The following is a 22375-nucleotide window of genomic DNA, read 5'->3' as shown; positions in this document are numbered from 1 at the left end:
CGTCGGGAGTCGTTGAAGCCGTCGGCTACCCGGCGCCTACCCCGCCGGGTCCCCGTCGAGCCGGGGAGCACCCGGCCGTCGTCCTGCGCCCACCGGCGGACGCCCGGGCAGTGCCGGCGGCCGGGTCGTCACGCGACGGCCGGTCGGTGTGGTCCAGTCCGCTGTGCCGTCCGGATGGAGCAGATACGTCCACCGGTCGCCGTGGCGCACGTGGTGGTGGGCGACGCACAGGGAGGCGAGGTTGTCGGGAGTCGTCTCTCCCCCGTTCCGCCATTCGACGCTGTGGTCGGTCTCCGTCGAGGACGCCGGCCGGGTGCAGCCCGGGAAGCGGCAGGTCTGGTCGCGGAGGCGGACCAGCAGCCTCATCCTCGGCGGCGGGAGGCGGTGGCGGCGCCCGACGGAGACAACCGCGCCGGTCTCCTCGTCGGTCAGCACGGGAGTGAAGGCGGCGGCGTCGTCGATGAGCGCTCGCACCGCCTCGGCAGGGATCGGCCCGTAGCCGTCGAGCTCGGCGGCCGCCTCGTCGTCACCCGCGGCGGTGCTCGCCGCCACGGTGACTCTCACCTCGGCCCGCAGCCCGGTCAAGGGCGCCGCGGCTCCCTCCGGAGTGGTCCCCGCCACGTCCCCGTGGCAGAGCAGGTCGGCCCACGCATCGGCGCGGAGCTGCGCCAGCGTCCGCAGATCGCGGTCCCCTTCGGCGCCGTCCCGCAGATCCCTCGCGATGCGATCGAGCCGGGCGAGCGCTCCGACGGCCTCGGGCGCGGGGACGTGCGCGCACACCGTCGCCATGCCGTCGATCCCGGCTGTCATCCACACCCGGCGGTCCTCACGGGCGCGAGCGTGCCGCTCGGCGAGGGGCTCGTCGTGCAGCTCCTCCCGCACCCGCGCGAGGGCGTGGCGCAGCTGCCCCGGGGTCAGCGTCTCCGCGAGGTCGACGGCCCGGTCGTCGTAGGCCGCGCGCGCCGCTGCCGGGAGGGTCGCCGCGACGGAGCAGACGAGCTGGCCGGCCTCCCAGCGCATCCTGGCGTCGGCGAGCGCGGAACGGGTCCGCGGCAGCTCCTCCATCAGGAGCGAGGCGTGCAGCAGCTCCCTGGCGGCGGTGCGCTCGGAGACCCCGAGGGCGACGGCGAACTCCGCTCGGATCGACCGTTCGACGAGGTCCGTCGCATCCTTGCTGTCCGCCGAGGAGCCTCGGGCGAACGCGTCGGGACAGGTCAGCGCCGCGCAGTGTCCCGCGTGCAGCGCCTCCGCCGCGGACAGGAGCACCGGGGAGGCGCTCCTCGCGAGCGCCGCCGCCCGGTCGCCGAGGGCGAGGACCTCTCCTCGCATGGTCTCCGCATCAGCCATTCCTCCAGCGAAGCAGCAGCTGACGAGCTGCGGAGCTCGAACGAGGCGTCCCCGGGAGAACAGCGTCCGACGACGACCTGTGGAGGACCGTCCGACCGGACCCGCGCGGAATCAGCGCTCGAGCCGGATCTCCACGATGCCCGGCCCGTCACCCGGCGAGGTCAGCGCCTGCTCCAGCTCGCCGCGTGTCGCCGCACGACGGTGGCCCCACCCGTAGGCGCGCGCGAGAGCCTCCAGATCGGCGCTCTGCGGGGTGAACTGCACGCGGTCGAACGCATCGGGATGCGAGCTCGACGCGACCTCGAGTCCGTCGAAGATCGTGCCGCCCCCGTCGTTCACGACGACGAGCTGCACGCGCGGGCGTCGCTCTCCGGGCGGGAGGAGGAGGCCGCCGGCCTCGTGGAGCAGAGTGAGATCGCCGAGGACCGCCCGGGTGACTCCGCCGGCTCCCTGCTCGGTCGCCTGCGAAGCCACCGCGATCCCGAGAGCCGTCGAGATCGTGCCGTCGATGCCGGCGAGGCCGCGGTTCGCCAGGACGGATATCCGCTTGCCAGGCAGGGTCCCGTCGGCGACGCGGATCAGCCGCGACGCTCCGAACAGCAGCCGGTCGTGCGGCCAGGTGACCTTCCAGACCGCGGCGACGACGAAGTCGCGGGTGAGCGGTGCCCTGATCGCGGCGAGGGCGTTGCGCGCGTAGCCGCGGCGGTCCTCGACCGACATCGACCCGGCGTCGGGGACCTCGTCCAGCTCGTCGGGGTCGACCGTCAGGGCGCGGCTCGCGGACACCCAGGATCCGGCCCAGGCGCGCTCGCCGCGCTCGGGACGCGGCGACCCCTCGGGGCGGACCACGTCGACGCCTCCGACGCGGCGGGCGCGTCGGCCGGGGTTGTAGAACTGCTCGCGCACGGCGTCCACGACGATCACCTCGACGTCCTCGCGCCGCAGCAGCTCGGGGACCTCGCGGGAGAGCGTCGGGTGTCCGAGCACGATCGCCCGGCGGATGCGTCCGCCGAAGTCGGGCTCGCCGAGCAGGCGACGCCAGGCGACGACGAGCTGCGGTCCGAAGCGGGCGCCGGAGGAGACCTCGGCCAGCAGCGGCCAGTCGCCGGCGCGAGCGATCTCCTCGGCCGCGGCGCCCGCCTTGTCCCCGGCGATGACGACCGTGAGCGGCTCACCGGGACCGGCGGTCACGACGGCACGCGGGATCCCGGATCCGACAGCGGGCGACGAGACCGGTTCGATCCCCTCCATGTCGGGCAGAGCGGAGGAGAGCGGGTCGCGGAAGGAGAGGTTCAGGTGGACCGGCCCGCGGCGCGCCGCGGTGACGGCACGATCGGCGAGCGCACGCGCGTCCTCGGGCCGGGAGGCGTCGGCCGGAGCAGCGACGTCCTCGAACAGCCGCACGGCACGCCCGTACAGCTCGCGCTGCTCGGCCGTCTGGTTCGAGCGGATGCCGCGCAGCTCGTCGGGCCGGTCGGCGGTCAGCACGATCATCGGCACGTCCGAGGCGTCCGCCTCGAGCACGGCCGGGTGCAGGTTCGCGGTCGCCGTGCCGGAGGTCGTGATCACGAGCGCCGGCATCCCGGATTCGAGGGCCAGGCCCAGCGCCAGGAACCCCGCGGAGCGCTCGTCGATCCGCACGTGCAGCCGGATGTCGCCGCGGGTCTCGAGCTCGGCCGCCACCAGGGCGAGCGCCTGCGAGCGGGAGCCCGGAGCGACGACGACGTCGCGGACGCCGAGCGCGACGAAGCGGGTGAGGAGGTCGACCGCGAATCGGGTGGAGGGGGCGACCGGCCGGTGCTCAGGCATCCCGGCGGCCGGGGCCGTCGGCCTCGCCCTGCTCGTCCATGTCGGCGAGGTCGCGCTCGAGCTGGGCGATGCGCTCTGCCTGCAGGCGCTCCTCCTCGGGGTCGCGCTCGGTGCGGAGGGTGCCGAGGAAGTCGGGGTCGTCGTCCGGAGCGGTGTAGCGGCGGCCGGCGGCGCGCTGCTTGCGGGGACGGCCGATCCAGAACCACAGTCCCGCACCGATGACCGGGAGGATCAGCACCACCAGGAGCCAGGACCACTTCGGGATCGCCCGCACGGCGTGACGGTTGCTCATCGCGACGTCGATCACGGTGTAGACCGTGAAGACGGCGAGGGCCACGAGCAGGCCGATGACGAGGCGGATCATGGACACGAGTCTACGTCCGGCACCCCCGTCGGGGAGGGTCCGCACGGACGCTGGACAGGAGGCTCCCACGGTGCTCACGGAAGCGCGTGCAGGGGCCGACGTACACTGTCCCGGTGAAACTGAGCCGCGCGGTCGTCGTCTACTCGCTCCTGCGCCTGGCGATGTTCGCCGGCGTCTTCGTGCTGGTGTACCTGCCGGCGCGCACCTTCGTCGACTCGGAGCTGACGGCAGCGGTCACCGCGGGCTTCGTCGCCGCGATCGCGAGCCTGTCCCTCTCCTACATCCTGCTGAGGAAGCCCCGCGAGCGCATCGCGGAGGCGATCTACGAGCGCCGCAAGGACGTCCCGCGCGCCCCGACCGACGACGACGTCGAGGACGCCGCGGTCGACGCGACCCGCGACGACCGCTGAGCCGGGCGATCCCGCCGGCGAGGGCTCCCCTCGGACGCGCTGACCCCGCTCGCACCAGGCCCGGCACGCAACAGCCGGTATCACCCGAATCCGGCCCACCCGAGCCCGCCTCGTGCGAGCCGCCGCTCTAGAACGCTAGCGCCGCCCCGAGGATGACCGCGTAGGCGAGCCCGCCCAGGCTTGTCAGCTGCAGCGCCAGGATGAGCTCCTTCGCCGTCTTCGCCGTCAGGGTGATCAGGATGGCCGGCAGGATCATCAGAAGCACGAAGAGCGTCAGCCACGCCAGCGGGTAGAACAGCGCGAGGATCACCGCGATGCCGAACGGGATCAGCACGAAACCCGTGTAGATCGCTCGGGACACGGCCGGTCCTGCGAGCACCGCGAGGGTCCGCTTGCCCGAGAGGCGGTCGGTCGGGATGTCGCGGATGTTGTTGACCATGAGCACGGCGCAGGCGAACAGGCCCGCCGCCACGGCGCCGAGCCACGACTCCTGGTTGGTGCGGCCGATCTGCACGAACGTGGTGCCGACGGTGGCGACCAGGCCGAAGAACACGAAGACGAAGAGCTCGCCGAGCCCGAGGTAGCCGTAGGGGCGGCGTCCGCCGGTGTAGAACCAGCCGGCCGCGATCGCCGCCGCGCCGACGATCAGGAACCACCACTGCCCCGAGAGGGCGGTGAGCACGAGGCCGGCGACGGCCGCGATCCCGAAGAAGACCAGGGCGACGGTGAGCACCTGGCGGGGCTTCGCCGCTCCGGAGCCGGTCAGCCGCGAGGGTCCGACGCGGTTGGCGTCGGTGCCGCGCACGCCGTCGGAGTAGTCGTTGGCGTAGTTGACGGCGATCTGCAGGGCGAGCGAGACGGCCAGGCAGAGCAGGGCGCGCACCCAGTGCCAGCCCTCGTCGACGACCTGGGTCGCTCCGGTGCCGATGAGCACGGGGGCGACGGCCAGCGGGAGGGTGCGGAGGCGGGCGCCGGCGATCCACTCGCGGGGACCGGCGGGCTTCACGACGACCGCTCGCGGGCTGCCCCCGGGGCGGCCGCTGGAGGACTTCTTCTTGCGACTCGTACTCGACACGGAGGGAATCCTACCCACCGGCCCGTCGACGCTCGGAGCCGGTCAGGCCTGCTCGGCGAGCACCTCGAGGGCGCGGCGGTCGGGCTTCCCGGAGGCGAGGAGGGGGATGCGGCCTACCGGCAGCACGGCCGCGGGAGCGGCGGCGCGCCCGAGGCGGTCGGCGATCAGGGCGCGCAGGTCGGTGAGCGCGGGAGCCTCCTCCGCCGTCACGACGACCGGGACCTCGCCCCACTGCTCGTCCGCTCGCCGCACGACGACCGCGTCGGGGACGGTCCCCTCGCGGAGCACGGCCTCGACGGAGTCGAGCGAGACCTTCTCCCCGCCCGACACGATCACGCGGTCGAGCCGACCGGTCACCCGGAGGCGCCCGTCGACGATCGAGCCCGCGTCGCCCGTGCGGTACCAGCGCTCCCCGTCGATCTCGAGGAAGGCGGCGGCGCTGCGCTCGTGGTCGATCGCGCCGTCGGCGTCGAGGTAGCCCTCCGCGAGGGTCGGCCCGCCGAGCAGCACCTGCCCGTCCTCGACGCGCATCCGCACGTCGTGGAGCGGGACGCCGTCGTAGACGCAGCCACCGGACGTCTCGCTCGATCCGTAGGTCAGGCGGATGCGCACGCCGAGGGCGGCGGCGCGGTCCCGCAGCGGCTGCGGCGTCGCCTGGCCGCCGATCAGGAGCGCGTCGAACGAGCGGAGCGCCTCGGCCGCGGCCGGATCGCGATCGGCGAGGTCCAGCAGCCGCGCGAGCTGCACGGGGACCAGCGAGGAGTACCGTCGCTCCCCCGCCGGCATCGTCCGAGCGAGAGCGAGGAAGGCCGCCGCGTCGAAGCCGCCGGCCGGGAGGACGACCGGGTCGGCCTCCGCGGTCAGCGAGCGGACGAGCACCTGCAGTCCCGCGACGTAGTGGGTCGGCAGGCAGAGCAGCCAGCGTCCCGGCCCGCCCAGCTCGGCGAGGGTCGCGGAGGCGCTGGTGAGCAGGGCCGCTGTCGAGAGCGCGACCCGCTTGGGCGGCCCCGACGAGCCCGAGGTCTCGACGACGACGGCGACGCGCTGCGGCACGACGGCATCCTCGGAGGCGGTCGCAGCGCCGGGGGCGGAGACGCGGATCGCCGGGCCGCTGCCGTCCAGGGCCGCGCGAAGAGCGAGGAGGACGGCCTCGACCGTCGCGTCGACACCGGCGAGCGGGCGGGTCACCTGCGTGCCCTCCGGCTCAGAACTGCCACGGGAACGGCGACCAGTCGGGCTCGCGCTTCTCGAGGAAGGAGTCGCGTCCCTCGACGGCCTCGTCGGTGCCGTAGGCGAGGCGCGTGGTCTCGCCCGCGAAGAGCTGCTGGCCCACGAGGCCGTCGTCCACGGCGTTGAACGCGTACTTCAGCATCCGGATGGCCGTGGGCGACTTGGTGAGGATCGTCTCGGCCCACTCCACCGCGGTCGTCTCGAGCTCGGCGTGCGGGACGACCGCGTTCACGGCACCCATCTCGTAGGCGCGCTGCGCGGAGTACTCCCGCGCGAGGAAGAACACCTCGCGCGCGGCCTTCTGCCCGATCTGGCGGGCGAAGTACGCCGAGCCGTAGCCCGCGTCGAAGGAGCCGACGTCGGCGTCCGTCTGCTTGAAGCGCCCGTGCTCGGCGGAGGCGAGGGTGAGGTCGCAGACCACGTGGAGCGAGTGCCCGCCTCCTGCGGCCCAGCCGGGGACGGCCGCGATGACGACCTTCGGCATGAAGCGGATGAGGCGCTGCACCTCGAGGATGTGCAGGCGGCCGTTCCGCGCGGAGTCGATGCCCTCGGCGGTCTCGCCGTCGGAGTACCGGTAGCCGTCGCGGCCGCGGATCCGCTGGTCTCCCCCGGAGCAGAAGGCCCAGCCTCCGTCGCGCGGGCTCGGGCCGTTGCCGGTGAGGATGACGACGCCGATGCGCGGGTTCGTCCGGGCGTCCTCGAGGGCGCGGAACAGCTCGTCGACCGTGCGCGGCCGGAACGCGTTGCGGACCTCGGGCCGGTCGAACGCGACCCGCGCGATGCGGCCGGAGCGGTCGTGGTGGTAGGTGATGTCCTCGAGTGCGTCGAAGCCGTCGACGGCCGCCCAGCGGTGGGCGTCGAACAGTTCGGAGACCTGCGTGCTCATGCCACGACCCTACTGATCCGGACTGCACGGCGACTCGACACCGCCCGGGCAGACGGAAGGGGACCCCGCTGACGCGGAGTCCCCTTCCGGTGCTCGCCCCTACTTGGCGGCGGAGGTGGTGCGGTTCTCGGCCGACACCATCCAGGCGTACTGCTCGAGGCTCTGGATGATCGCGTGGAGGAGATCCGCGCTGGTCGGGTCCTCCTCGTCCACCTGGTCGTGGACCTCGCGCATGGTGGCGGCGGTGTTCTCGAGGCGGATCGTGACCAGGTCGACGGTCTCGGCCGTGTCGATCTCGCCGTGCGGGTACTCGGGGAGGGTGGTGGTCGCGGCGACGGTGTCGCTGCGGCCGTCCGGGATCCCGTGGAGGGCGCGCATGCGCTCGGCGATGTCGTCGCTGAACTCGCGCGCGGCCTCGATGATCTCGTCGAGCTGCAGGTGGAGGTCGCGGAAGTTCTTGCCGACGACGTTCCAGTGGGCCTGCTTGCCCTGGACGTGGAGCTCGATCAGGTCGACGAGGACGATCTGGAGGCTGTCGAGCAGCTCCTTGGAGGCCTTGAAGCCCTTCTCGGCGTTCTGACGGCGGCTGGTCTTGGCACCGGAGCCCGCGGGGGCTTCGACGTGGCGTTCGAGGGTGGTGGTCATGGACCGTTCCTTTCTCTTGCAGTGCCGGGTGCGGTGTCCCGCCCCGAGTCTGGCTTCTTCGGCTGGACGGCGCCCGCACGCGCGGGGTGCGCGCGCTGGGCGGGGCCCGTGGTTGCGGGGATCAGATCGTGGCGACGGATCCGGAGTCGACGCGGTAGTTCGAGCCGTTCACGAACGAGGCGCGGTCGGAGCAGAGGAAGGCGATCACGGCTGCGACCTCCTCGGCCTCGCCCCGGCGCTTCAGCTCCATGTACGGGCGCTCCTCGTCGAGGAAGGACGAGATCGCCTCGTCGACCGAGGTGCCCCTCTGCTCGGCGCGCTTGGACATCATCGCGTCGGTCATCGGAGTGCGGATGAACGCGGGCGAGACCGTGTTCACGAGCAGGCCCTCCTGCGCGTAGGAGCGCGAGAGGCCCTTGGCGAAGGCGAGGACGCCCGCCTTCGCGGCGCAGTAGGGCAGTTCGTCGTCGTAGGGCTGCACGGCGTCCTCGGAGGCGGTGAGCACGAGCCGGCCCCAGCCTCCGGTGCGGAGGTCGGGGAGGAACTCGCGCACGAGCCGCACAGGCCCGAGCAGATCGACCTCGAGGGTGCTGGTCCAGCCCTCGTCGTCGATCTCGTGGAAGAGGCCCTGCGCCCCTGTGACTCCGGCGCACTGCACGAGGATGTCGATCGCGCCGACCGCTCCGGCCACGCGGCGGTGCAGCTCGGCGAGCTGCTCCGTGCTGGTGACGTCGGCGGCGAAGGCGTGCAGGCGGCCCTCCGGAGCGTCGAGCCCGGCCGCCGCCCGGTCGAGCTCCGCCTGGTCCTTGTCGGTGATCACGACGGTCGCGCCCTCGGCGAGGAGGAGCTGCGCCGTGGCCAGGCCGATGCCGGAGTCGCCTCCGGTGACGAGGGCGATGCGGCCGCTGATGCCGAGATCCATGCTGAGGTGCTCCTTGTGGGTGCGGTGCGAGGGGGTGGTACCGGTCTACGCCCCTCGGAGCCGGCCCTCAACGGGTTGCGCGGACGCCGTCGGCGGGGTTACGCGCGGCCGACCTTCTCCGGCGCCAGCTCCTCGATGGTGATGGCCGCGTTGATCAGCGCGAGGTGGCTGAGCCCCTGCGGCAGGTTGCCCCAGAAGGCCAGGTCGTCGACCGCGATCATCTCGGACATGATCCCGACGTCGTTCGGGACCGTGGCGACGAGCTCGTCCATCAGGGCGACCGACTCGTCGTGCCGACCGACGCAGGCCAGGGCGGACGCGAGCCAGAACGAGCAGGCCACGAACGGGTGCTCCTCCCCCTCCATGCCGGAGTAGCGGAACAGCAGCGCGCCGCGGCCGAGCTCCTTCACCAGGGCGTCGATGGTGGAGATCATCCGCTCGCCGCGCTCGTAGCCGCTGGGCGCGTGCAGGAGCACCGAGGCGTCCAGCTCCTCGCTGCCCGGGTACATCACGTAGGAGCCGAGCTCCTCGGACCAGCAGTGCTCCTCGATCCACTCCCGGATGCGGTCGCGCTCGAAGCGCCATCGGTCGGGGCTGCCCGCGACCTGGCCGAGCTCCGCCAGGTGCACGGCCGCGTCGAGCGCCTGCCAGCAGCCCATCTTCGAGGAGGTGTAGTGCTGCTCCTCCTCCAGCTCCCACATTCCTGCATCGCGGTTCCGCCACAGGTCGCAGGTGGTGTCGGCGACGCGGGCGAGGAGCCGACCGGTCTGGATGTCGAGGACGTTGCCCTCGTCGACGTAGATGCGGCAGATGTCGAAGAGGTCGCCGAAGACGCCCAGCTGCAGCTGGCTCTGCGCTGCGTTGCCGGCGACGACCGGGCCGATGCCGGCGTAGCCCGGGACGTCGAACTCCTCCAGGACGGTCGGCATGGAGCCGTCGAGTCCGTAGAAGATGTGCAGGTCCGGCCCGTGCTCCTTGATCGTGCGGAGGAGCCAGGACAGCGCGGCGTGCGTCTCCTCGCGCAGGCCGAATCGCACCAGCGCGTGCATCGTGTACGCGGCGTCGCGCACCCAGGCGAAGCGGTAGTCCCAGTTCTTGCCGCCGTTGGGCGACTCCGGGAGCGACGTGGTCGCGGCCGCGGCGATGGCTCCTGTGGGCGAGTAGATCAGCAGCTTGAGCGCGAGGGCGCTGCGCTGGACGGCCTCGGACCACGGGCCGTCGTAGGAGAACTCCTCCGACCAGTCCTGCCAGCTGCGGATGGTGCGGTCGATGCCGCGGTCGACGTTCTTCGCGACCGGGAAGTGCAGCGGCTCGTCGTGCGTGGCCGACACGACCAGGACGTGCCGCACGGCGTCCTTCCCCGCGGTCACGACGAAGGAGCCCGTCAGCTCGTCGCCGGCGCCGGAGGGCGCGTCGTCGCCGTCGGGCCCGTGCTCCTGCCCGGTGACGCCGATGGTGATGTCTCCGGCGCGGATGAGCGAGCGGCCGTCGGCGTTCTGGATCCACGGGGAGAACCGGCCGAGTCCCGTTCCGGGACGCACGGCCCACCGCATCCGCACCTCGCCGTCGACACCGTCCACGCGGCGCGCGAGCTCGGCCCACGGGAGGCGGCCCGCGATCCCGGTGACGAGCGCGTCCGTCACGCGGACGGTGCCCGACTCGGTGGTGAAGGTGGTCTCGAGGACGTTCGTGTCGCGGATGTAGGCGCGCGAGACCTCGGCGGGCTCCTCGGGGGCGAGCTCGACGCAGCCGCCGGACTCGGCGTCGATCAGGGCGGCGAAGGCGGGGGTGGAGCCGAGGTCCGGGACGGGCATCCAGTCGACGCTGCCGTCCTTCGCGATCAGGGCGACCGTGCGACCGTCTCCGATCGCGGCGTAGTCGCGCAGGGGCCTGGTCGAGCGAGGTGCAGCCATCCCCTCACCGTAGGGCGCGGGCGGTGCGCCGATTCGGGCTTGCGGGCGGACGGGCTTGCTTGTAGCGCCCGGTCAGGTCGCGGCGACTCCGCCGTACTCCTCGAGGCGGTCGGTGAACTCGCCGCGGTCCTCGTCCTGGAGGACCCCGTTCGCGTACCCCGCCAGGAACGCGCCCTGCGGGTCCGGCGAGAGGCCGACTCCGTCGAGCATGTCGGCGACCAGGCCGGTCGGATCGGCGTCGAGGTCGACGAGGCCCAGCTCGATAGCGGGCACGAGGTCGGCGGAGGAGCGCGCGGTGACGATCCAGAGCGCGGCCGAGGCCTCCTCGTCCGAGAGGTCGCCGTCGAGCTCGTAGCCCGCCTCCGACCACTCCTCGGGGGTGTCGGCCACCTCGACGTCGTCGAAGCCGAGGGGCGAGAGCGCTGCCGTGAAGCGGTCGACCGCCGCCTGCCTATCGGCGTCGGCCGAGACGTCGGCGGCGGCGTACTCGGTCGCCGAGATGTAGTCGTAGAGGAGGGAGGGCCCGCCGTAGGCGTTCTGCGACTGCTCGTAGTACTCGTCGTCGGCCGAGGTCCACTCCTCGGGGACGGCGCCCTCGACGGCCGCGACGGCCTTCTCGGCACTCGCGCGCACGTCCTCCGCGGACGGCTGGCCGAGGATCGTCGCGGCGTCGCCGTCCTGGTAGCCGGGGTAGTCGTAGAGCGGATCGGACGGGTCCCCGCTGCCGAACGGGTCGTCCGTCGGGTCGCCGAACGGCTCGGCCGGAGCGCTCGTCGACGCGCTGCCGGCGGCGGAGTCGAGCGCGCCGCCCACTCCGACGGCGACGAGCGTGCCGAGCACGCCGGTGTAGACGACGCCCACGAGGAGGCTCGTGCCCAGCGCGATCCAGGCGCCCCTGCCGAGCGGGCGGTGGGAGGGGACGGAGCCCTGCGTCGGGCCCGGGGCGGGCGCGGGCGGCGGGCTCATCGGCATCTGGCTCATCGCACTCCTCCGGACTCCAACGGCAGCCTCGTCAGTCTGGCACCTCGGCGGGCGCTCGGAGGAGGGACCCCGGGGGCTTGCGCGCGCGTCGCCGACCTCCTGCGCCCGGGTGGCCGCCGCGTCGCCCCGGCCGGTGGACAATGGCCGGATGGACGACGTCGTGCCCGCCTCCCCGCTCCCCTCCCTCGGCGAGATCGACGCGGGACTCCGCGTCGTCGCTCTGCCGCTGCGCACCCGCTTCCGCGGTGTGGACCACCGCGAGATCGCGCTCGTGCGCGGCCCCGAGGGCTGGACCGAGTTCTCGCCCTTCCTCGAGTACGGCGCAGAGGAGTCGGCGGCGTGGCTCCGGGCGGCGATCGACTACGGCTGGAGCGAGCAGCCGGCACCGCTGCGCGACCGCATCCCGGTGAACGCGACGATCCCGGCCGTCGCGCCGCACGAGGTCGCCGCCGTGCTCGCGAGCTACCACGGCTGCCGCACGGCGAAGGTGAAGGTCGCCGAGCGCGGCCAGACGCTGGCCGACGACGTGGCCCGGGTCGTCGAGGTCCGCCGACTGCTCGGTCCGGAGGGCCGGATCCGCGTGGACGCGAACGGCGGCTGGAACCTCGACGAGGCCGAGCACGCCGTCCACGCCCTCGCGGAGTCCGACCTCGAGTACGTCGAGCAGCCGTGCGCGAGCGTCGACGAGCTGGCGGAGCTGCGCTACCGGGTGAAGTACATGGGCATCCCGATCGCCGCCGACGAGAGCGTCCGCAGGGCCGCCGATCCGCTCGCCGTCGCTCGGGCCGGAGCCGCGGACCTGCTGGTCGTGAAGGCCCAGCCGCTCGGCGGGACGCGCCGGGCGCTGGCGCTCGTCGCCGAGGCGGGGCTGCCGGCGGTGGTCTCGAGCGCGATCGACAGCTCGGTCGGACTCGCCATGGGCGCCGCCCTGGCCGCGGCGCTCCCCGAGCTGCCCTTCGACTGCGGACTCGGCACCGCGTCCCTCCTCGCCGCGGACGTCACGGAGCGGCCGCTGCGGCCGGTCGATGGAGGCATCCCCGTCGGCCGCGTGGAGGTCTCGGAGGAGCTCCTCTCCCGTCACGCCGTGTCGCCGGAGCGGCTCGCCTGGTGGCGGGCGCGGCTCCGCGACTCCTACGCGCTGCTCTGATCGTCGGCGGCGGGCGCCGTGTCGGAGGGGCGGCAGAATGGGAGCGTCGGCCGCCGGTGCCCGACGCGTCCCCCACCCTCGAGCATCGGAGCCCCGTGAGCGCATCGACCGTCCCCGTCTTCCTCGACTGCGACACCGGCATCGACGACTCGCTCGCCCTGGCCTACCTCCTCCGCTCGCCCCGGGCCCGCCTCGTCGGGATCAGCACGGTCAGCGGCAACACCGACGCCCGCCGGGCCGCCGTCAACAGCCTCGGCCTGCTCGCGCTGGCCGGCCGCGACGACGTGCCGGTCGCCGTGGGGGCGCACCACTTCCTCGAGGAGGACTACGCCGGCGGATCTCCGCACGTGCACGGCGATGACGGCATCGGCGGGGTCGCGCTGCCCGAGGGCGGCGAGCCGGTCGACGAGGATCCGGCCGACCTCCTCCTCCGTCTCGCTCGTGAGCACGAGGGCGAGCTGCGGCTGGTCGCGATCGGCCCGCTGACGAATCTCGCGCTCGCCCTCCGTGCGCACCCGGAGATCGCGTCCCTCGTCCACTCGGTGACCGTGATGGGCGGAGCCGCGCTGGTCCCCGGCAACGTGACCGCCGTGGCGGAGGCCAACATCTGGCACGACCCTGCGGCCGCCGCCGAGGTCGTCGCGGCCGACTGGGATCTCACGCTCGTGCCCCTGGACGTGACCATGCGGCACCTGCTGACGGAGGAGGACCGCGCCGTCCTGCTCGCGTCGCCCGATCCCCTCGCGCAGGCCATCGGGCAGGCGCTCGACTTCTACTTCGACTTCTATGTCGGCCACTTCGGCGAGCGCACCGCTGCCATGCACGACCCGATGGCCGCCGCGATCGCCGTCGACGCCGTCGCCCTCACCTCCGCCCCGCGCGTCCACGTCACTGTCGACGCCACTCACGGCCCCGGCCGCGGCCAGACCGTCGCCGACCTCCGCGGCATCTATCGCGGCGTCCACCCCTTCGACGCCCGCACCCGCGTCGTCCTCGCCCTCGACGCCCCTTTCGCCCCCCACCTCATCGACGTCGTCACCGCCGTCTGACCCTTCCGCCGTCGCCCCCGGCGTCCACCACCGCCACTCGACAGGCACGGATCCGCCCGCAGCCCGTCCATGCCCCCTGTGCGCGACACGCCCGCTCCGCGCACTACTCGATCAGCAGGCACCGCCCCCTGCGCGTCCATCTGCGGGAACTCGACCGGCCCGCTCCCCGCGTTCGCGCCATGGGATCTCGATACGCGCGCCGCGCGCGCTACCCGATCAGCATGTTCCGTCGACCGCCGTCTACCCCGGCCCTCCCGCGAAGCCCAGCTCATCAGACCCGACCGCGAAGCGGAGCCCACCCGGACCCGACCGCGAAGCGGAGCCCAACGAACCCGACCGCATAGCGGAGCCCGGCCAGACCCGACCGCGAAGCGGAGGCCTCCCGCGGCGACCGCGAAGCGGAGCCGTCCTCGTTCGCTTCCTGGTAAGCGGTCGGCGGGGCCTGGTGGGGTCGATCGCAAGGCGGAGGCGTCGGGCGTAGCGGAGCTACGTTCGTCGCCGACAACGCCGCGAGCGGCCCCGCCAGGCCCCGCCGACCCGATCGCAAGGCGGAGGGGTCGGGCGTAGCGGAGCTACGTTCGTCGCCGACAACGCCGCGAGCGGCCCCGCCAGGCCCCGCCGACCCGATCGCAAGGCGGAGGGGTCGGGCGTAGCGGAGCTACGTTCGTCGCCGACAACGCCGCGAGCGGCCCCACCAGGCCCCGCCGACCCGATTACATGCCGGTGTCGAGGCCGGAGTAGGCGTGGAGTCCCTTGAAGAACACGTTGACGACGCCGAAGTTGAACATGACGGCGGCGAAGCCGACGATGGCGAGCCAGGCGGAGGGGGTGCCGCGCCAGCCGCGGGTGGCGCGGGCGTGGATGTAGCCGGCGTAGATGGTCCAGATGATGAAGGTCCAGACCTCCTTGGTGTCCCAGCCCCAGTAGCGGCCCCAGGCCTTCTCGGCCCAGACGGCGCCGGCGATGAGCGTGAAGGTCCAGAGGATGAAGCCGAGGATCGTGACGCGGTAGGCGAGGTTCTCGAGGGTGAGGGAGCTGGGCAGGGTGCGCAGGAAGCGGAGGACCGAGCGGGGGCTGTCGCCGGAGGATTCGCGGCGGGCCTGGAGGAGCTGGGTGACCGAGAGCGCGAAGCCGAGGGCGAAGAACGCGGTGCCGAGGATCGCGACGAGCACGTGGATGACCAGCCAGTAGGACTGGAGTGCCGGCGGGAGCGGGACGACGGCGACGTAGTAGTTGACGGTCGCGATGCCGAGGAGCACCAGGACGAGGCCGGTGATGAACGCTCCGAGGAAGCGGAGGTCCCAGCGCAGCTGGACGGCGAGGAAGACGCCGATGATGATGAGCGTCCCGGTCATCGAGAACTCGTACATGTTCGCCCAGGGGACGCGGCCGGCGGCGACGCCGCGGAGGACGGTCGCGGCGAGGTGGAGCACGAAGCCGAGGAGCGTGAGCGAGAACCCGATGCGCATGGTCTTCGAGCGGGCGGGGGCGCGGTAGACCTCGTCCTCGACGCGGCTGCCGATGCGGGAGAGCGTCGCGGTGCGTCCGGAGCCTGCGGCGGCGACGGTGGCCTTGCCGCTGGCCGCGCGGTCGGCGGCGGCCGCGGAGGCGACGCGCTCCGCCTCCTGCACGACCTCGATCGACTCGCCGTCGGCCAGGGAGGCGCGGCGGGCGAGGTCGATCGCGAAGAAGACGAACGCCATGGCGTAGATGCCCATGGCGGAGGAGAGGCACAGCACCGAGTACTGCGAGAGGGTCGCGATCACCTCCTCAGGGTAATCGCTCGCCGCCCCGCCCGCCCCTTCGCGCTTGCACAGACTCGGCCCCTGCCCAGCCGGGCGGCGCCTGTGGAGGGGCCTCCGGGGCGTCCGGGAGGCGGGTCAGTCGAGCGGGGCGTGCCGGTCGGCGATCGTCCGAACGGCGCGCACCAGCTGGGGGTCCTCGCCGCGGGCGAGTCCCGCGTACTCGAGGAGGAGGCCGCCGTCGTCCTGGGCGGTCGCCTTCACCCACACGCGGCGCCGCGGGACGAACAGCGAGGTGAGGAGCCCGGCGAGCACGAGGATCGCGAAGAGCAGCACCCAGCCCTGGGTCGCGTCGTGGTGGATGTCGAACGAGGCGAAGCGCTTGACGCTGTCGGTGCCGATCCGCGTCGGGTCGGCGCCCGTGTTGTCGAAGGTCACGCTGCCGAGCCCGTTCGGGAGCTCGGCCGTGTCGCCGGGCTTGAGGGTGATCGGCGCGACGCCGGTGGTGCCGCCGGTGAGCCGGGTCAGCGAGTCGGTGTTGAGCACGTAGACGGATGTGGGCACTCCCCCGTCGAGGCCGAGGTCGCCCGCGAAGACGTTCAGCGAGAGCACGGGGTACTGCAGGTCGGGGAAGATCGAGGTCGACGCCCCGGAGGCCAGCGTGTCCTGCGTCGGGTAGAAGAAGCCGGTGAGGCCCAGCTGCTCCGAGAGCCCGTCCGGCACCTTCACGACGCCGACGGAGGTCAGGTTCGCGTCCTGCGGGAGGAACGGCACCGAGTCGGTGAAGATCGCCCGGCCCGAGGGGTCTCGGACCGTGATCGTCGGGGCGTAGCCGTTGCCGAGGAGGTAGACGTTCGTGCCGCCGATCGCCAGCGGGTCGTTGACCTTGATCGTGCGGTCCTCGGTGCCCCCGCCGCGCTCGGAGGTCGTGACGTTCGCGGTGAAGTCGACGGGCTGGCCGAGCGCCGACTGGTTCTGCTCCTCGTACTTCACGTCGAGGCTGTCGAGGGTCAGCTGGTACGGGTCGAGCTGGCTGCTGTCGAAGAAGCGGCCGGGGTTGAAGGAGTCGTAGGCCGCGAGGTTGTTCGCGAACCCCTGGGAGCCCTCGACCAGCACGCGCTGCCCGCTGTAGCCGAATCCGCCGCCCACTCCGACGGCGACGAGGATGCCGACCAGGGCGGAGTGGAAGACCAGGTTGCCGGTCTCGCGGAGGTAGCCGCGCTCGGCCGAGACGCTCGACCAGCGGCCGCGCGGGTCGTCGTAGCGCTCGACGCGGTAGCCCGCCCGGCGCAGGACGGAGTGGGCGGAGGCGACGGCCTCCTCCTCCGTCGCGCCCCCGACCTCGCGGACGGTGTAGCCGGCGAGGCGCTGCAGGCGCGCGGGGGTGCGCGGCGGGCGCGACCGCATCGCCTGGAAGTGGTGGCGCGTGCGCGGGACGATGCAGCCGATCAGGGAGATGAACAGCAGCAGGTAGATGCTCGAGAACCAGGCGGAGGTGTAGGTGTCGAACGCCTGCACCTTGTCGAGCAGGGGCGCGAGGTCGGGGTTGTCGACGAAGTACTGGGTCACGCCGTTGGGGTCGGAGGAGCGCTGCGGCACGAGCGATCCGGGGACCGCCGCGATCGCCAGCAGCAGCAGCAGGAACAGCGCCGTGCGCATGCTGGTGAGCTGGCGCCACATCCAGCGGAGCCAGCCGGTGAACCCGAGCGCCGGCTGCGTGACGGTGCCGTCGGAGTCGTAGTGGTCGGCGGGGCGGAAGGAGGCGTCCGTCCTCCGCTGCGCGGCCTCGTCGGGGCGGCGCGTGCTCTCCTCGGGCTCAGATCGCCGGCTGGAAGCCATCGATCACCGCCGCGAGGGAGCCGTAGACGAGGGTGTTCCAGATGCCCGTGACCATCAGGACTCCGATCAGGACGAGGGCGGCGCCGCCGAGGATGTTGACCACGCGGATGTGGCGCTTCACGAAGGCGAGCGTGCTGGTCACCCAGCTGAAGCCGAAGGCGACGAGGAGGAAGGGGATGCCGAGTCCGAGGCAGTAGACCAGGGCGAGGAGGGCGCCGCGCCAGGGCGAGCCCACGCCGTAGCTGAGGGCGAGGATCGAGCTCAGCGTCGGGCCGAGGCAGGGCGTCCAGCCGACGCCGAAGACGATGCCGAGCAGCGGCGCTCCGATCAGCCCGGTGGCGGGACGGATCCCGGGCCGGAGCGTGCGCTGGAGGAAGGAGAACTGCCCGATGAAGACGAGCCCCATCGCGATCACGACGAGCCCGAGGACGCGGGTGATCAGGTCGGTGTACTGGCGCAGCCAGAAGCCGACCGTGCCCGCCGCCGCACCGTAGAGGACGAACACCAGCGAGAATCCGAGCACGAAGAGGAGGACGCCCAGCACGACCCGGCGGCGTCCGCGGGCCGCACGCTCGTCGGCGTCGGTGAATCCGCCGACGTAGGCGAGGTAGCCGGGCACCAGCGGGAGCACGCAGGGCGACGCGAAGGACACGAGCCCGGCCAGGAGCGCGATCGGCACGGCCAGCAGGAGCTGACCGCTGACGACGATGTCGCCCACGCCGCTACTGCCCCTCGGCGAGCGTGTCGCCCACGAGGGTCGACAGGATCGACGCCTCCTGGAGCTGGCCGAGGATGCGCGACGCGACGCGCCCCTCCCTGTCGAGGACGAGCGTCGTGGGCACGGCGTTCGGCGGGACGGTGCCGGTGAAAGCGAGCTGCACCGACGAGTCGGTGTCGACGATGGAGGGGTAGACGAGCCCGAAGGTCTCGGCGAAGGCGGCCGCGGTGGGGGCCTGATCGCGCACGTTGACGCCGACGAACGACACGCCCTTGTCGGCGAACTCCGTGTTCACCGTCTCGAGGTCAGCGGCCTCGGCGCGGCACGGGGCGCAGCTGGCGTACCAGAAGTTGACGACGACGACCTGCCCGGCGAGGTCGGCGGAGTCGATGGTGGCGCCGGTCTCGTCGGTGCCGGAGAAGACGATGGGGTCGTCCCGGTCGGCGGCGGCGATCTCGGTGACGGTGCCGTCCCCCGAGATGTAGCCCTTGTTGCTGCCGTTGCGGTACTGGTCGGCGAGCGGATCCTCGGAGCAGCCCGTCAGCGCGAGCGCGGCAGCCAGCGCGAGGACGCCCGCGGCGCGGAGCCGCCCCGTCCGGCGCATCAGACCGCTCCCACGTCGGTGGCCAGGCCCTGCAGGCCGGCGGCCGGGTCGGAGTAGCCGACCTCGACGAAGCCGTCGCCGCGGCGCTCGAGGGTCGTGATGCTCGAGAGGGCGCAGCGGCGCTTGCGCGGATCGTGGAAGAGGCGCTCGCCGGCGAGGGCGCGGTGGACCGTCCAGATGGGGAGCTGGTGGCTGACGATCGCGGCGTCGCCCTCCTCCGTGCTCTCCCACGCCGCCTCGATCGCTGCGTACATCCGCGCCGAGATGGAGAGGTACGGCTCGCCCCAGCTGGGCTCGAAGGGGTTGCGGAGCCAGGGCCAGTGCTTGGGGTTCCGCAGGGCGGAGCTGCGCGCGGCGAGGGACTTCCCCTCGAAGCGGTTGCTCGGCTCGATCACCCGCTCATCGGTGCGGATCTCGAGCTCGAACGCCTGCGAGATGGGCTGCGCGGACTCCTGCGTGCGCTGGAGCGGCGACGCGATCAGCGCCGTGACGTGGCGCCGGCGCTCGAGCAGGTCGTCGGCGGCGGAGCGGGCCATGCGGTGGCCCAGATCCGAGAGCCGGAAGTTCGGGAGTCGTCCGTAGAGGACCCGGTCGGGGTTGAACACCTCGCCGTGCCGCACGAGATGGATCTGATCGGCAACCACGAGCGTCAAGTGTACGGAACGCGGCGTGGGGGAACGCCGGGAAAGGGTCGCCTGAGCCGGACCTGAGCGGAGCCTCAGCGGCGCGCCGAGACCGCCGCCGACAGCCGCCGCACGAGCGGTCCGGGCAGGTGCCGTACCACGGCCATCGGGACCCCGAAGCGCACCGACGGCACCGAGACGACGGAGCCGCGCGCGACGTCGCGGAGGAACTCCTCCACCACCGCGTCCGCATCGAGCCAGAGGAAGGAGGGGATGGAGGAGGTGTCCATCGCCGCCCGCTCGTGGAACTCGGTGCGCACCCAGCCCGGGCAGAGCGCGGCCGAGCGGACGCCGGTGCCGCGCAGCTCGACGGCCAGCGACTGCGCGAAGGCGGTCGCCCACGCCTTCACCGCGGAGTAGGGGCCGAGGTGCACGAAGCCCGCGACGCTCGACACCGTGAGGATCGCGCCGCGGCCGCGGGTGGTCATCGCCTCCGCCGCCGCACCCGAGAGCACGGCGACCGAGCGCACCATCACCTCGAAGGCGTGGTCCTGGGCGGCGACGTCCGGCTCGGCGAAGGTCCCGTCGATCCCGAAGCCGGCGTTGTTGACGAGGACGCGGACGGGCCGGCCCGGATCGACGAGCCGCGCGCGCACGCGCTCGACCTGCTCGCGGTCGCCGAGGTCCGCGGGCAGGACCTCGACCGCCGCGGCGCCGAGGCCGCGCAGTCCGGCCGCCGCCTCCTGGAGGCGCTGCTCGCTGCGGGCGACGAGGACGAGGCTCCAGCCGCGGCGCGCGAACGCCCGGGCGAAGGCGAGGCCGATGCCGGAGGACGCGCCGGTGATCAGTGCGGTGCTCATGCTCCGACGCTACCCGTCGCCGCCCGGCGGCCCCCGAGTAGACTCCCCTACCGTGACCGACGAGACCCGCCTCCCCCGAACCACTGTCAAGAAGCTCGCCGCGCTCGAGGACGGACCCGTCCGCGTGTCCGGCTGGGTCGAGACCGTGCGCGACCAGAAGAAGGTGCAGTTCGTCGTCCTGCGCGACGAGTCGGGTGCCGTGCAGCTGGTGAACCCGGCCGTGCGCGAGGCCGTCGAGGGCGACGACGCGTCGGCTGCGCGCCTCGCGATCACCGAGGAGATCTCCGGCCTCGCCCAGGGCTCCTTCATCACCGTCACCGGCGCGCTCAAGCACGACGAGCGCGTGAAGCTCGGCGGCATCGAGGTCAAGCTCGAGACGCTCGAGGTCGTCGCCGCGTCGATCCCGGAGGCGCCGATCGCGCCCGACTCCGGCATCGACAAGCGCATGGACTGGCGCTTCCTCGATCTGCGCCGTCCCGAGCAGAACCTCATCGCCCGCGTGCAGACCACGTTCGAGCACGCGCTGCGCACGTACTGGATCGAGCACGACTTCATCGAGATCCACACCCCGAAGCTCATGGCGAGCGCCTCGGAGTCGCGGGCCGAGCTCTTCGAGGTCGAGTACTTCGAGACGAAGGCCTACCTGGCGCAGAGCCCCCAGTTCTTCAAGCAGATGGCGCAGCCCGCCGGCTTCGGCAAGGTCTTCGAGGTCGGCCCCGCCTTCCGCGCCGACCCGAGCTTCACCTCGCGTCACGCGACCGAGTTCACGAGCGTCGACGCCGAGGTCTCCTGGATCGACTCGCACGAGGACGTCATGGAGCTGCACGAGCAGCTGATGGTCGCCGGCCTCACCGCCGTCGTCGAGAAGCACGGCGCCGAGGTCAAGGCGCTCTTCGACATCGACCTGACCGTCCCGACCACGCCGTTCCCGCGCATCCCGCTCGCCGAGGCCAAGCGCATCGTCGCCGAGCGCGGCTACGAGGTGCCCCGCGCCGACGACGACATGGACCCCGAGGGCGAGCGCCGCATCGCGGCCTACGTGCAGGAGGAGTTCGGGCACGACTTCGTGTTCCTCACCGACTACGCGTCGAGCATCCGGCCGTTCTACCACATGCGACGCGAGGGCGACGGGACGATCACCAACAGCTACGACCTCATCTACAACGGCGTCGAGATCTCGACCGGAGCGCAGCGCGAGCACCGCGTCGACGTCCTCGTCGAGCAGGCCCGCGAGAAGGGCCTGGACCCGGAGGAGCTCGAGTTCTACCTCGACTTCTTCCGCTACGGCGTCCCGCCGCACGGCGGCTTCGGCATGGGCCTCTCGCGCGTGATCATGCTGATGCTGAACCAGGCGAACCTCCGCGAGGTCACCTACCTGTTCCGCGGCCCGACCCGCCTGCTGCCCTAGGCGCGCACCACGGTCGCGGGAACCCCGGACCATCGAGACCGCCGCGGACGGCGGGTCCCCTCGACGGGCCGGGGTTCCCTCGCGCCAGCGGCTAGGGAGCCGGCAGCACCACGAGGTCGAGGTAGTCGGCCAGGCACGCCACCATGTCCACCGCGTCGCGCTCGAGCAGCCACTGCAGCTGCACGCCGTCCCAGAGCGCGATGATCGACGCCGCCACCCGCTCCGGATCGGACCCATCGCGCAGGCGCCCGGCGGCCTGGAGCTCGCGCAGCTCGGCCGTGTACTCGCTGCGGAGGCGGCGGAACCGCGCGGCGAAGAAGTCGCGCCCCGGGTGCTCCTGCGTCGTCGACTCGCCGCAGAGCACGGCGTACAGCTCGATCACTCCGGGCGCCGTCTCGTTGTAGCGGGTCTGCCGCAGGATGCCGGCGACCAGCCCCTCCTCCGGGTCCGGCGGCGAGGAACCGTCGCCCGTGATCAGGTCGCGGTGCTCGAGGACCGCGAAGAGCAGGTCGGTCTTCGACGGGAAGTAGTGCAGGAGGCTCGTCTGGCTGAGCCCGACGCGGTCGGCGACCTCCTGGAGGGAGCCGCGGGCGTAGCCCCGTGCGGCGAAGACCTGGTGCGCGGCCTCGATGATGGCGCGGCGGCGCTCGGCCGACTTCGCGTACGGGCCGCGTCGCCTCGTCGCCTCCGCCATCGACCCCTCCTCCGCACTGGAGGCGCCTCGCCGTGCCCCTCGAACGGCCAGCGTAGCGGCGGCGGAGGAGCAGTGCCGCCAATTTCGAGTACCTACTCGAATTCGTGGT

21 protein-coding genes are annotated in these 22375 nt (G+C 72.8%); 4 read left to right on the top strand and 17 right to left on the bottom strand.

Going from position 1 to position 22375, the window contains the following annotated elements; genetic code table 11:
- Window positions 1–36: 36 nt before the first annotated feature.
- From GSU40_RS03845 to GSU40_RS03835, 3 genes are all read right to left on the bottom strand, one after another.
- Window positions 37–1347, bottom strand: coding sequence for an HNH endonuclease signature motif containing protein (locus GSU40_RS03845; protein WP_160033752.1), 1311 nt, complete (start codon window positions 1345–1347; stop codon window positions 37–39).
- Between the two features lie 111 nt (window positions 1348–1458).
- Window positions 1459–3156, bottom strand: coding sequence for a 2-succinyl-5-enolpyruvyl-6-hydroxy-3-cyclohexene-1-carboxylic-acid synthase (gene menD / locus GSU40_RS03840; protein ID WP_160033750.1), 1698 nt, complete (start codon window positions 3154–3156; stop codon window positions 1459–1461).
- Complete coding sequence (locus GSU40_RS03835; protein WP_104225908.1) at window positions 3149–3520, bottom strand: PLD nuclease N-terminal domain-containing protein; 372 nt, start codon at window positions 3518–3520, stop codon at window positions 3149–3151. The genes menD and GSU40_RS03835 overlap by 8 nt, the downstream gene beginning before the upstream one ends.
- A gap of 113 nt (window positions 3521–3633) precedes the next feature.
- On the opposite strand from GSU40_RS03835, the gene GSU40_RS03830 reads away from it, so the two are divergent.
- Window positions 3634–3930, top strand: coding sequence for a DUF4229 domain-containing protein (locus GSU40_RS03830; RefSeq protein ID WP_104239140.1), 297 nt, complete (start codon window positions 3634–3636; stop codon window positions 3928–3930).
- 127 nt (window positions 3931–4057) lie between these two features.
- On the opposite strand, the gene GSU40_RS03825 is transcribed toward GSU40_RS03830, so the two are convergent.
- The 7 genes from GSU40_RS03825 to GSU40_RS03795 form a co-directional block, all read right to left on the bottom strand.
- Complete coding sequence (locus GSU40_RS03825; protein WP_104223598.1) at window positions 4058–4936, bottom strand: 1,4-dihydroxy-2-naphthoate polyprenyltransferase; 879 nt, start codon at window positions 4934–4936, stop codon at window positions 4058–4060.
- Window positions 4937–5047: 111 nt separating this feature from the next.
- Window positions 5048–6193: an AMP-binding protein gene (locus GSU40_RS03820; RefSeq protein WP_104329352.1), complete on the bottom strand. Its 1146-nt coding sequence runs from the start codon at window positions 6191–6193 to the stop codon at window positions 5048–5050.
- Between the two features lie 16 nt (window positions 6194–6209).
- Window positions 6210–7121 carry a 1,4-dihydroxy-2-naphthoyl-CoA synthase gene (locus tag GSU40_RS03815; RefSeq protein WP_068255374.1) on the bottom strand — a complete coding sequence of 304 codons (912 nt, stop codon included), beginning with the start codon at window positions 7119–7121 and terminating at the stop codon, window positions 6210–6212.
- Window positions 7122–7220: 99 nt separating this feature from the next.
- A complete protein-coding gene (locus tag GSU40_RS03810; RefSeq protein WP_104223596.1) occupies window positions 7221–7766 on the bottom strand; it encodes a DNA starvation/stationary phase protection protein in 546 nt (181 codons plus the stop codon).
- Between the two features lie 121 nt (window positions 7767–7887).
- Entirely contained in the window at window positions 7888–8688 is an 801-nt protein-coding gene (locus GSU40_RS03805; protein ID WP_104225910.1) for an SDR family oxidoreductase, read from the bottom strand.
- Window positions 8689–8786: 98 nt separating this feature from the next.
- Window positions 8787–10601 carry a glycoside hydrolase family 15 protein gene (locus tag GSU40_RS03800; protein ID WP_104247930.1) on the bottom strand — a complete coding sequence of 605 codons (1815 nt, stop codon included), beginning with the start codon at window positions 10599–10601 and terminating at the stop codon, window positions 8787–8789.
- A gap of 72 nt (window positions 10602–10673) precedes the next feature.
- Window positions 10674–11582 carry a hypothetical protein gene (locus tag GSU40_RS03795; protein WP_160033748.1) on the bottom strand — a complete coding sequence of 303 codons (909 nt, stop codon included), beginning with the start codon at window positions 11580–11582 and terminating at the stop codon, window positions 10674–10676.
- 148 nt (window positions 11583–11730) lie between these two features.
- Between GSU40_RS03795 and GSU40_RS03790 the strand changes: the two genes are divergently transcribed.
- Together GSU40_RS03790 and GSU40_RS03785 are read left to right on the top strand one after the other, a co-directional pair.
- Window positions 11731–12729, top strand: a complete 999-nt coding sequence (locus tag GSU40_RS03790) for an o-succinylbenzoate synthase (RefSeq protein WP_160033746.1) — start codon at window positions 11731–11733, stop codon at window positions 12727–12729.
- Window positions 12730–12824: 95 nt separating this feature from the next.
- Window positions 12825–13778 (top strand): nucleoside hydrolase, encoded by a 954-nt coding sequence (locus GSU40_RS03785; RefSeq protein WP_104350920.1) that lies wholly within the window; start codon window positions 12825–12827, stop codon window positions 13776–13778.
- A gap of 713 nt (window positions 13779–14491) precedes the next feature.
- Here GSU40_RS03785 and ccsB read toward each other — a convergent pair.
- The 6 genes from ccsB to GSU40_RS03755 form a co-directional block, all read right to left on the bottom strand.
- Entirely contained in the window at window positions 14492–15496 is a 1005-nt protein-coding gene (ccsB, locus tag GSU40_RS03780; protein ID WP_104249832.1) for a c-type cytochrome biogenesis protein CcsB, read from the bottom strand.
- A gap of 162 nt (window positions 15497–15658) precedes the next feature.
- Window positions 15659–17359 carry a cytochrome c biogenesis protein ResB gene (locus tag GSU40_RS03775; RefSeq protein WP_160033744.1) on the bottom strand — a complete coding sequence of 567 codons (1701 nt, stop codon included), beginning with the start codon at window positions 17357–17359 and terminating at the stop codon, window positions 15659–15661.
- Window positions 17337–18077, bottom strand: coding sequence for a cytochrome c biogenesis protein CcdA (locus GSU40_RS03770; protein WP_244229586.1), 741 nt, complete (start codon window positions 18075–18077; stop codon window positions 17337–17339). The genes GSU40_RS03775 and GSU40_RS03770 overlap by 23 nt, the downstream gene beginning before the upstream one ends.
- A gap of 4 nt (window positions 18078–18081) precedes the next feature.
- Complete coding sequence (locus tag GSU40_RS03765; protein ID WP_160033742.1) at window positions 18082–18681, bottom strand: TlpA disulfide reductase family protein; 600 nt, start codon at window positions 18679–18681, stop codon at window positions 18082–18084.
- Window positions 18681–19325: a histidine phosphatase family protein gene (locus GSU40_RS03760; RefSeq protein ID WP_160033740.1), complete on the bottom strand. Its 645-nt coding sequence runs from the start codon at window positions 19323–19325 to the stop codon at window positions 18681–18683. Before GSU40_RS03760 ends, GSU40_RS03765 begins: the two co-directional genes overlap by 1 nt.
- 74 nt (window positions 19326–19399) lie before the next feature.
- Complete coding sequence (locus tag GSU40_RS03755) at window positions 19400–20164, bottom strand: SDR family NAD(P)-dependent oxidoreductase (RefSeq protein WP_160033738.1); 765 nt, start codon at window positions 20162–20164, stop codon at window positions 19400–19402.
- A 52-nt stretch (window positions 20165–20216) separates the two neighbouring features.
- On the opposite strand from GSU40_RS03755, the gene aspS reads away from it, so the two are divergent.
- A complete protein-coding gene (aspS, locus tag GSU40_RS03750; RefSeq protein WP_244229585.1) occupies window positions 20217–21572 on the top strand; it encodes an aspartate--tRNA(Asn) ligase in 1356 nt (451 codons plus the stop codon).
- A gap of 91 nt (window positions 21573–21663) precedes the next feature.
- Here aspS and GSU40_RS03745 read toward each other — a convergent pair whose 3' ends face one another.
- Window positions 21664–22266: a TetR/AcrR family transcriptional regulator gene (locus GSU40_RS03745; RefSeq protein ID WP_244229584.1), complete on the bottom strand. Its 603-nt coding sequence runs from the start codon at window positions 22264–22266 to the stop codon at window positions 21664–21666.
- Window positions 22267–22375: the final 109 nt, after the last annotated feature.

Source organism: Rathayibacter sp. VKM Ac-2805, from assembly GCF_009834265.1.
Taxonomy (GTDB): domain Bacteria; phylum Actinomycetota; class Actinomycetes; order Actinomycetales; family Microbacteriaceae; genus Rathayibacter.
This window is presented reverse-complemented; position numbering and strand designations above follow the sequence as displayed.

Excerpts from the sequence above, each read along its gene's own strand:
- GSU40_RS03765 (WP_160033742.1), bottom strand. The coding sequence starts at position 18,681 with ATGCGCCGGACGGGGCGGCTCCGCGCCGCGGGCGTCCTCGCGCTGGCT.
- GSU40_RS03800 (WP_104247930.1), bottom strand. The coding sequence starts at position 10,601 with ATGGCTGCACCTCGCTCGACCAGGCCCCTGCGCGACTACGCCGCGATC.
- GSU40_RS03755 (WP_160033738.1), bottom strand. The coding sequence starts at position 20,164 with ATGAGCACCGCACTGATCACCGGCGCGTCCTCCGGCATCGGCCTCGCC.
- GSU40_RS03745 (WP_244229584.1), bottom strand. The coding sequence starts at position 22,266 with ATGGCGGAGGCGACGAGGCGACGCGGCCCGTACGCGAAGTCGGCCGAG.
- GSU40_RS03845 (WP_160033752.1), bottom strand. The coding sequence starts at position 1,347 with ATGGCTGATGCGGAGACCATGCGAGGAGAGGTCCTCGCCCTCGGCGAC.
- GSU40_RS03815 (WP_068255374.1), bottom strand. The coding sequence starts at position 7,121 with ATGAGCACGCAGGTCTCCGAACTGTTCGACGCCCACCGCTGGGCGGCC.
- ccsB (WP_104249832.1), bottom strand. The coding sequence starts at position 15,496 with ATGGGCATCTACGCCATGGCGTTCGTCTTCTTCGCGATCGACCTCGCC.
- GSU40_RS03810 (WP_104223596.1), bottom strand. The coding sequence starts at position 7,766 with ATGACCACCACCCTCGAACGCCACGTCGAAGCCCCCGCGGGCTCCGGT.
- GSU40_RS03835 (WP_104225908.1), bottom strand. The coding sequence starts at position 3,520 with ATGATCCGCCTCGTCATCGGCCTGCTCGTGGCCCTCGCCGTCTTCACG.
- GSU40_RS03795 (WP_160033748.1), bottom strand. The coding sequence starts at position 11,582 with ATGAGCCAGATGCCGATGAGCCCGCCGCCCGCGCCCGCCCCGGGCCCG.
- GSU40_RS03805 (WP_104225910.1), bottom strand. The coding sequence starts at position 8,688 with ATGGATCTCGGCATCAGCGGCCGCATCGCCCTCGTCACCGGAGGCGAC.
- GSU40_RS03775 (WP_160033744.1), bottom strand. The coding sequence starts at position 17,359 with ATGGCTTCCAGCCGGCGATCTGAGCCCGAGGAGAGCACGCGCCGCCCC.
- menD (WP_160033750.1), bottom strand. The coding sequence starts at position 3,156 with ATGCCTGAGCACCGGCCGGTCGCCCCCTCCACCCGATTCGCGGTCGAC.
- GSU40_RS03790 (WP_160033746.1), top strand. The coding sequence starts at position 11,731 with ATGGACGACGTCGTGCCCGCCTCCCCGCTCCCCTCCCTCGGCGAGATC.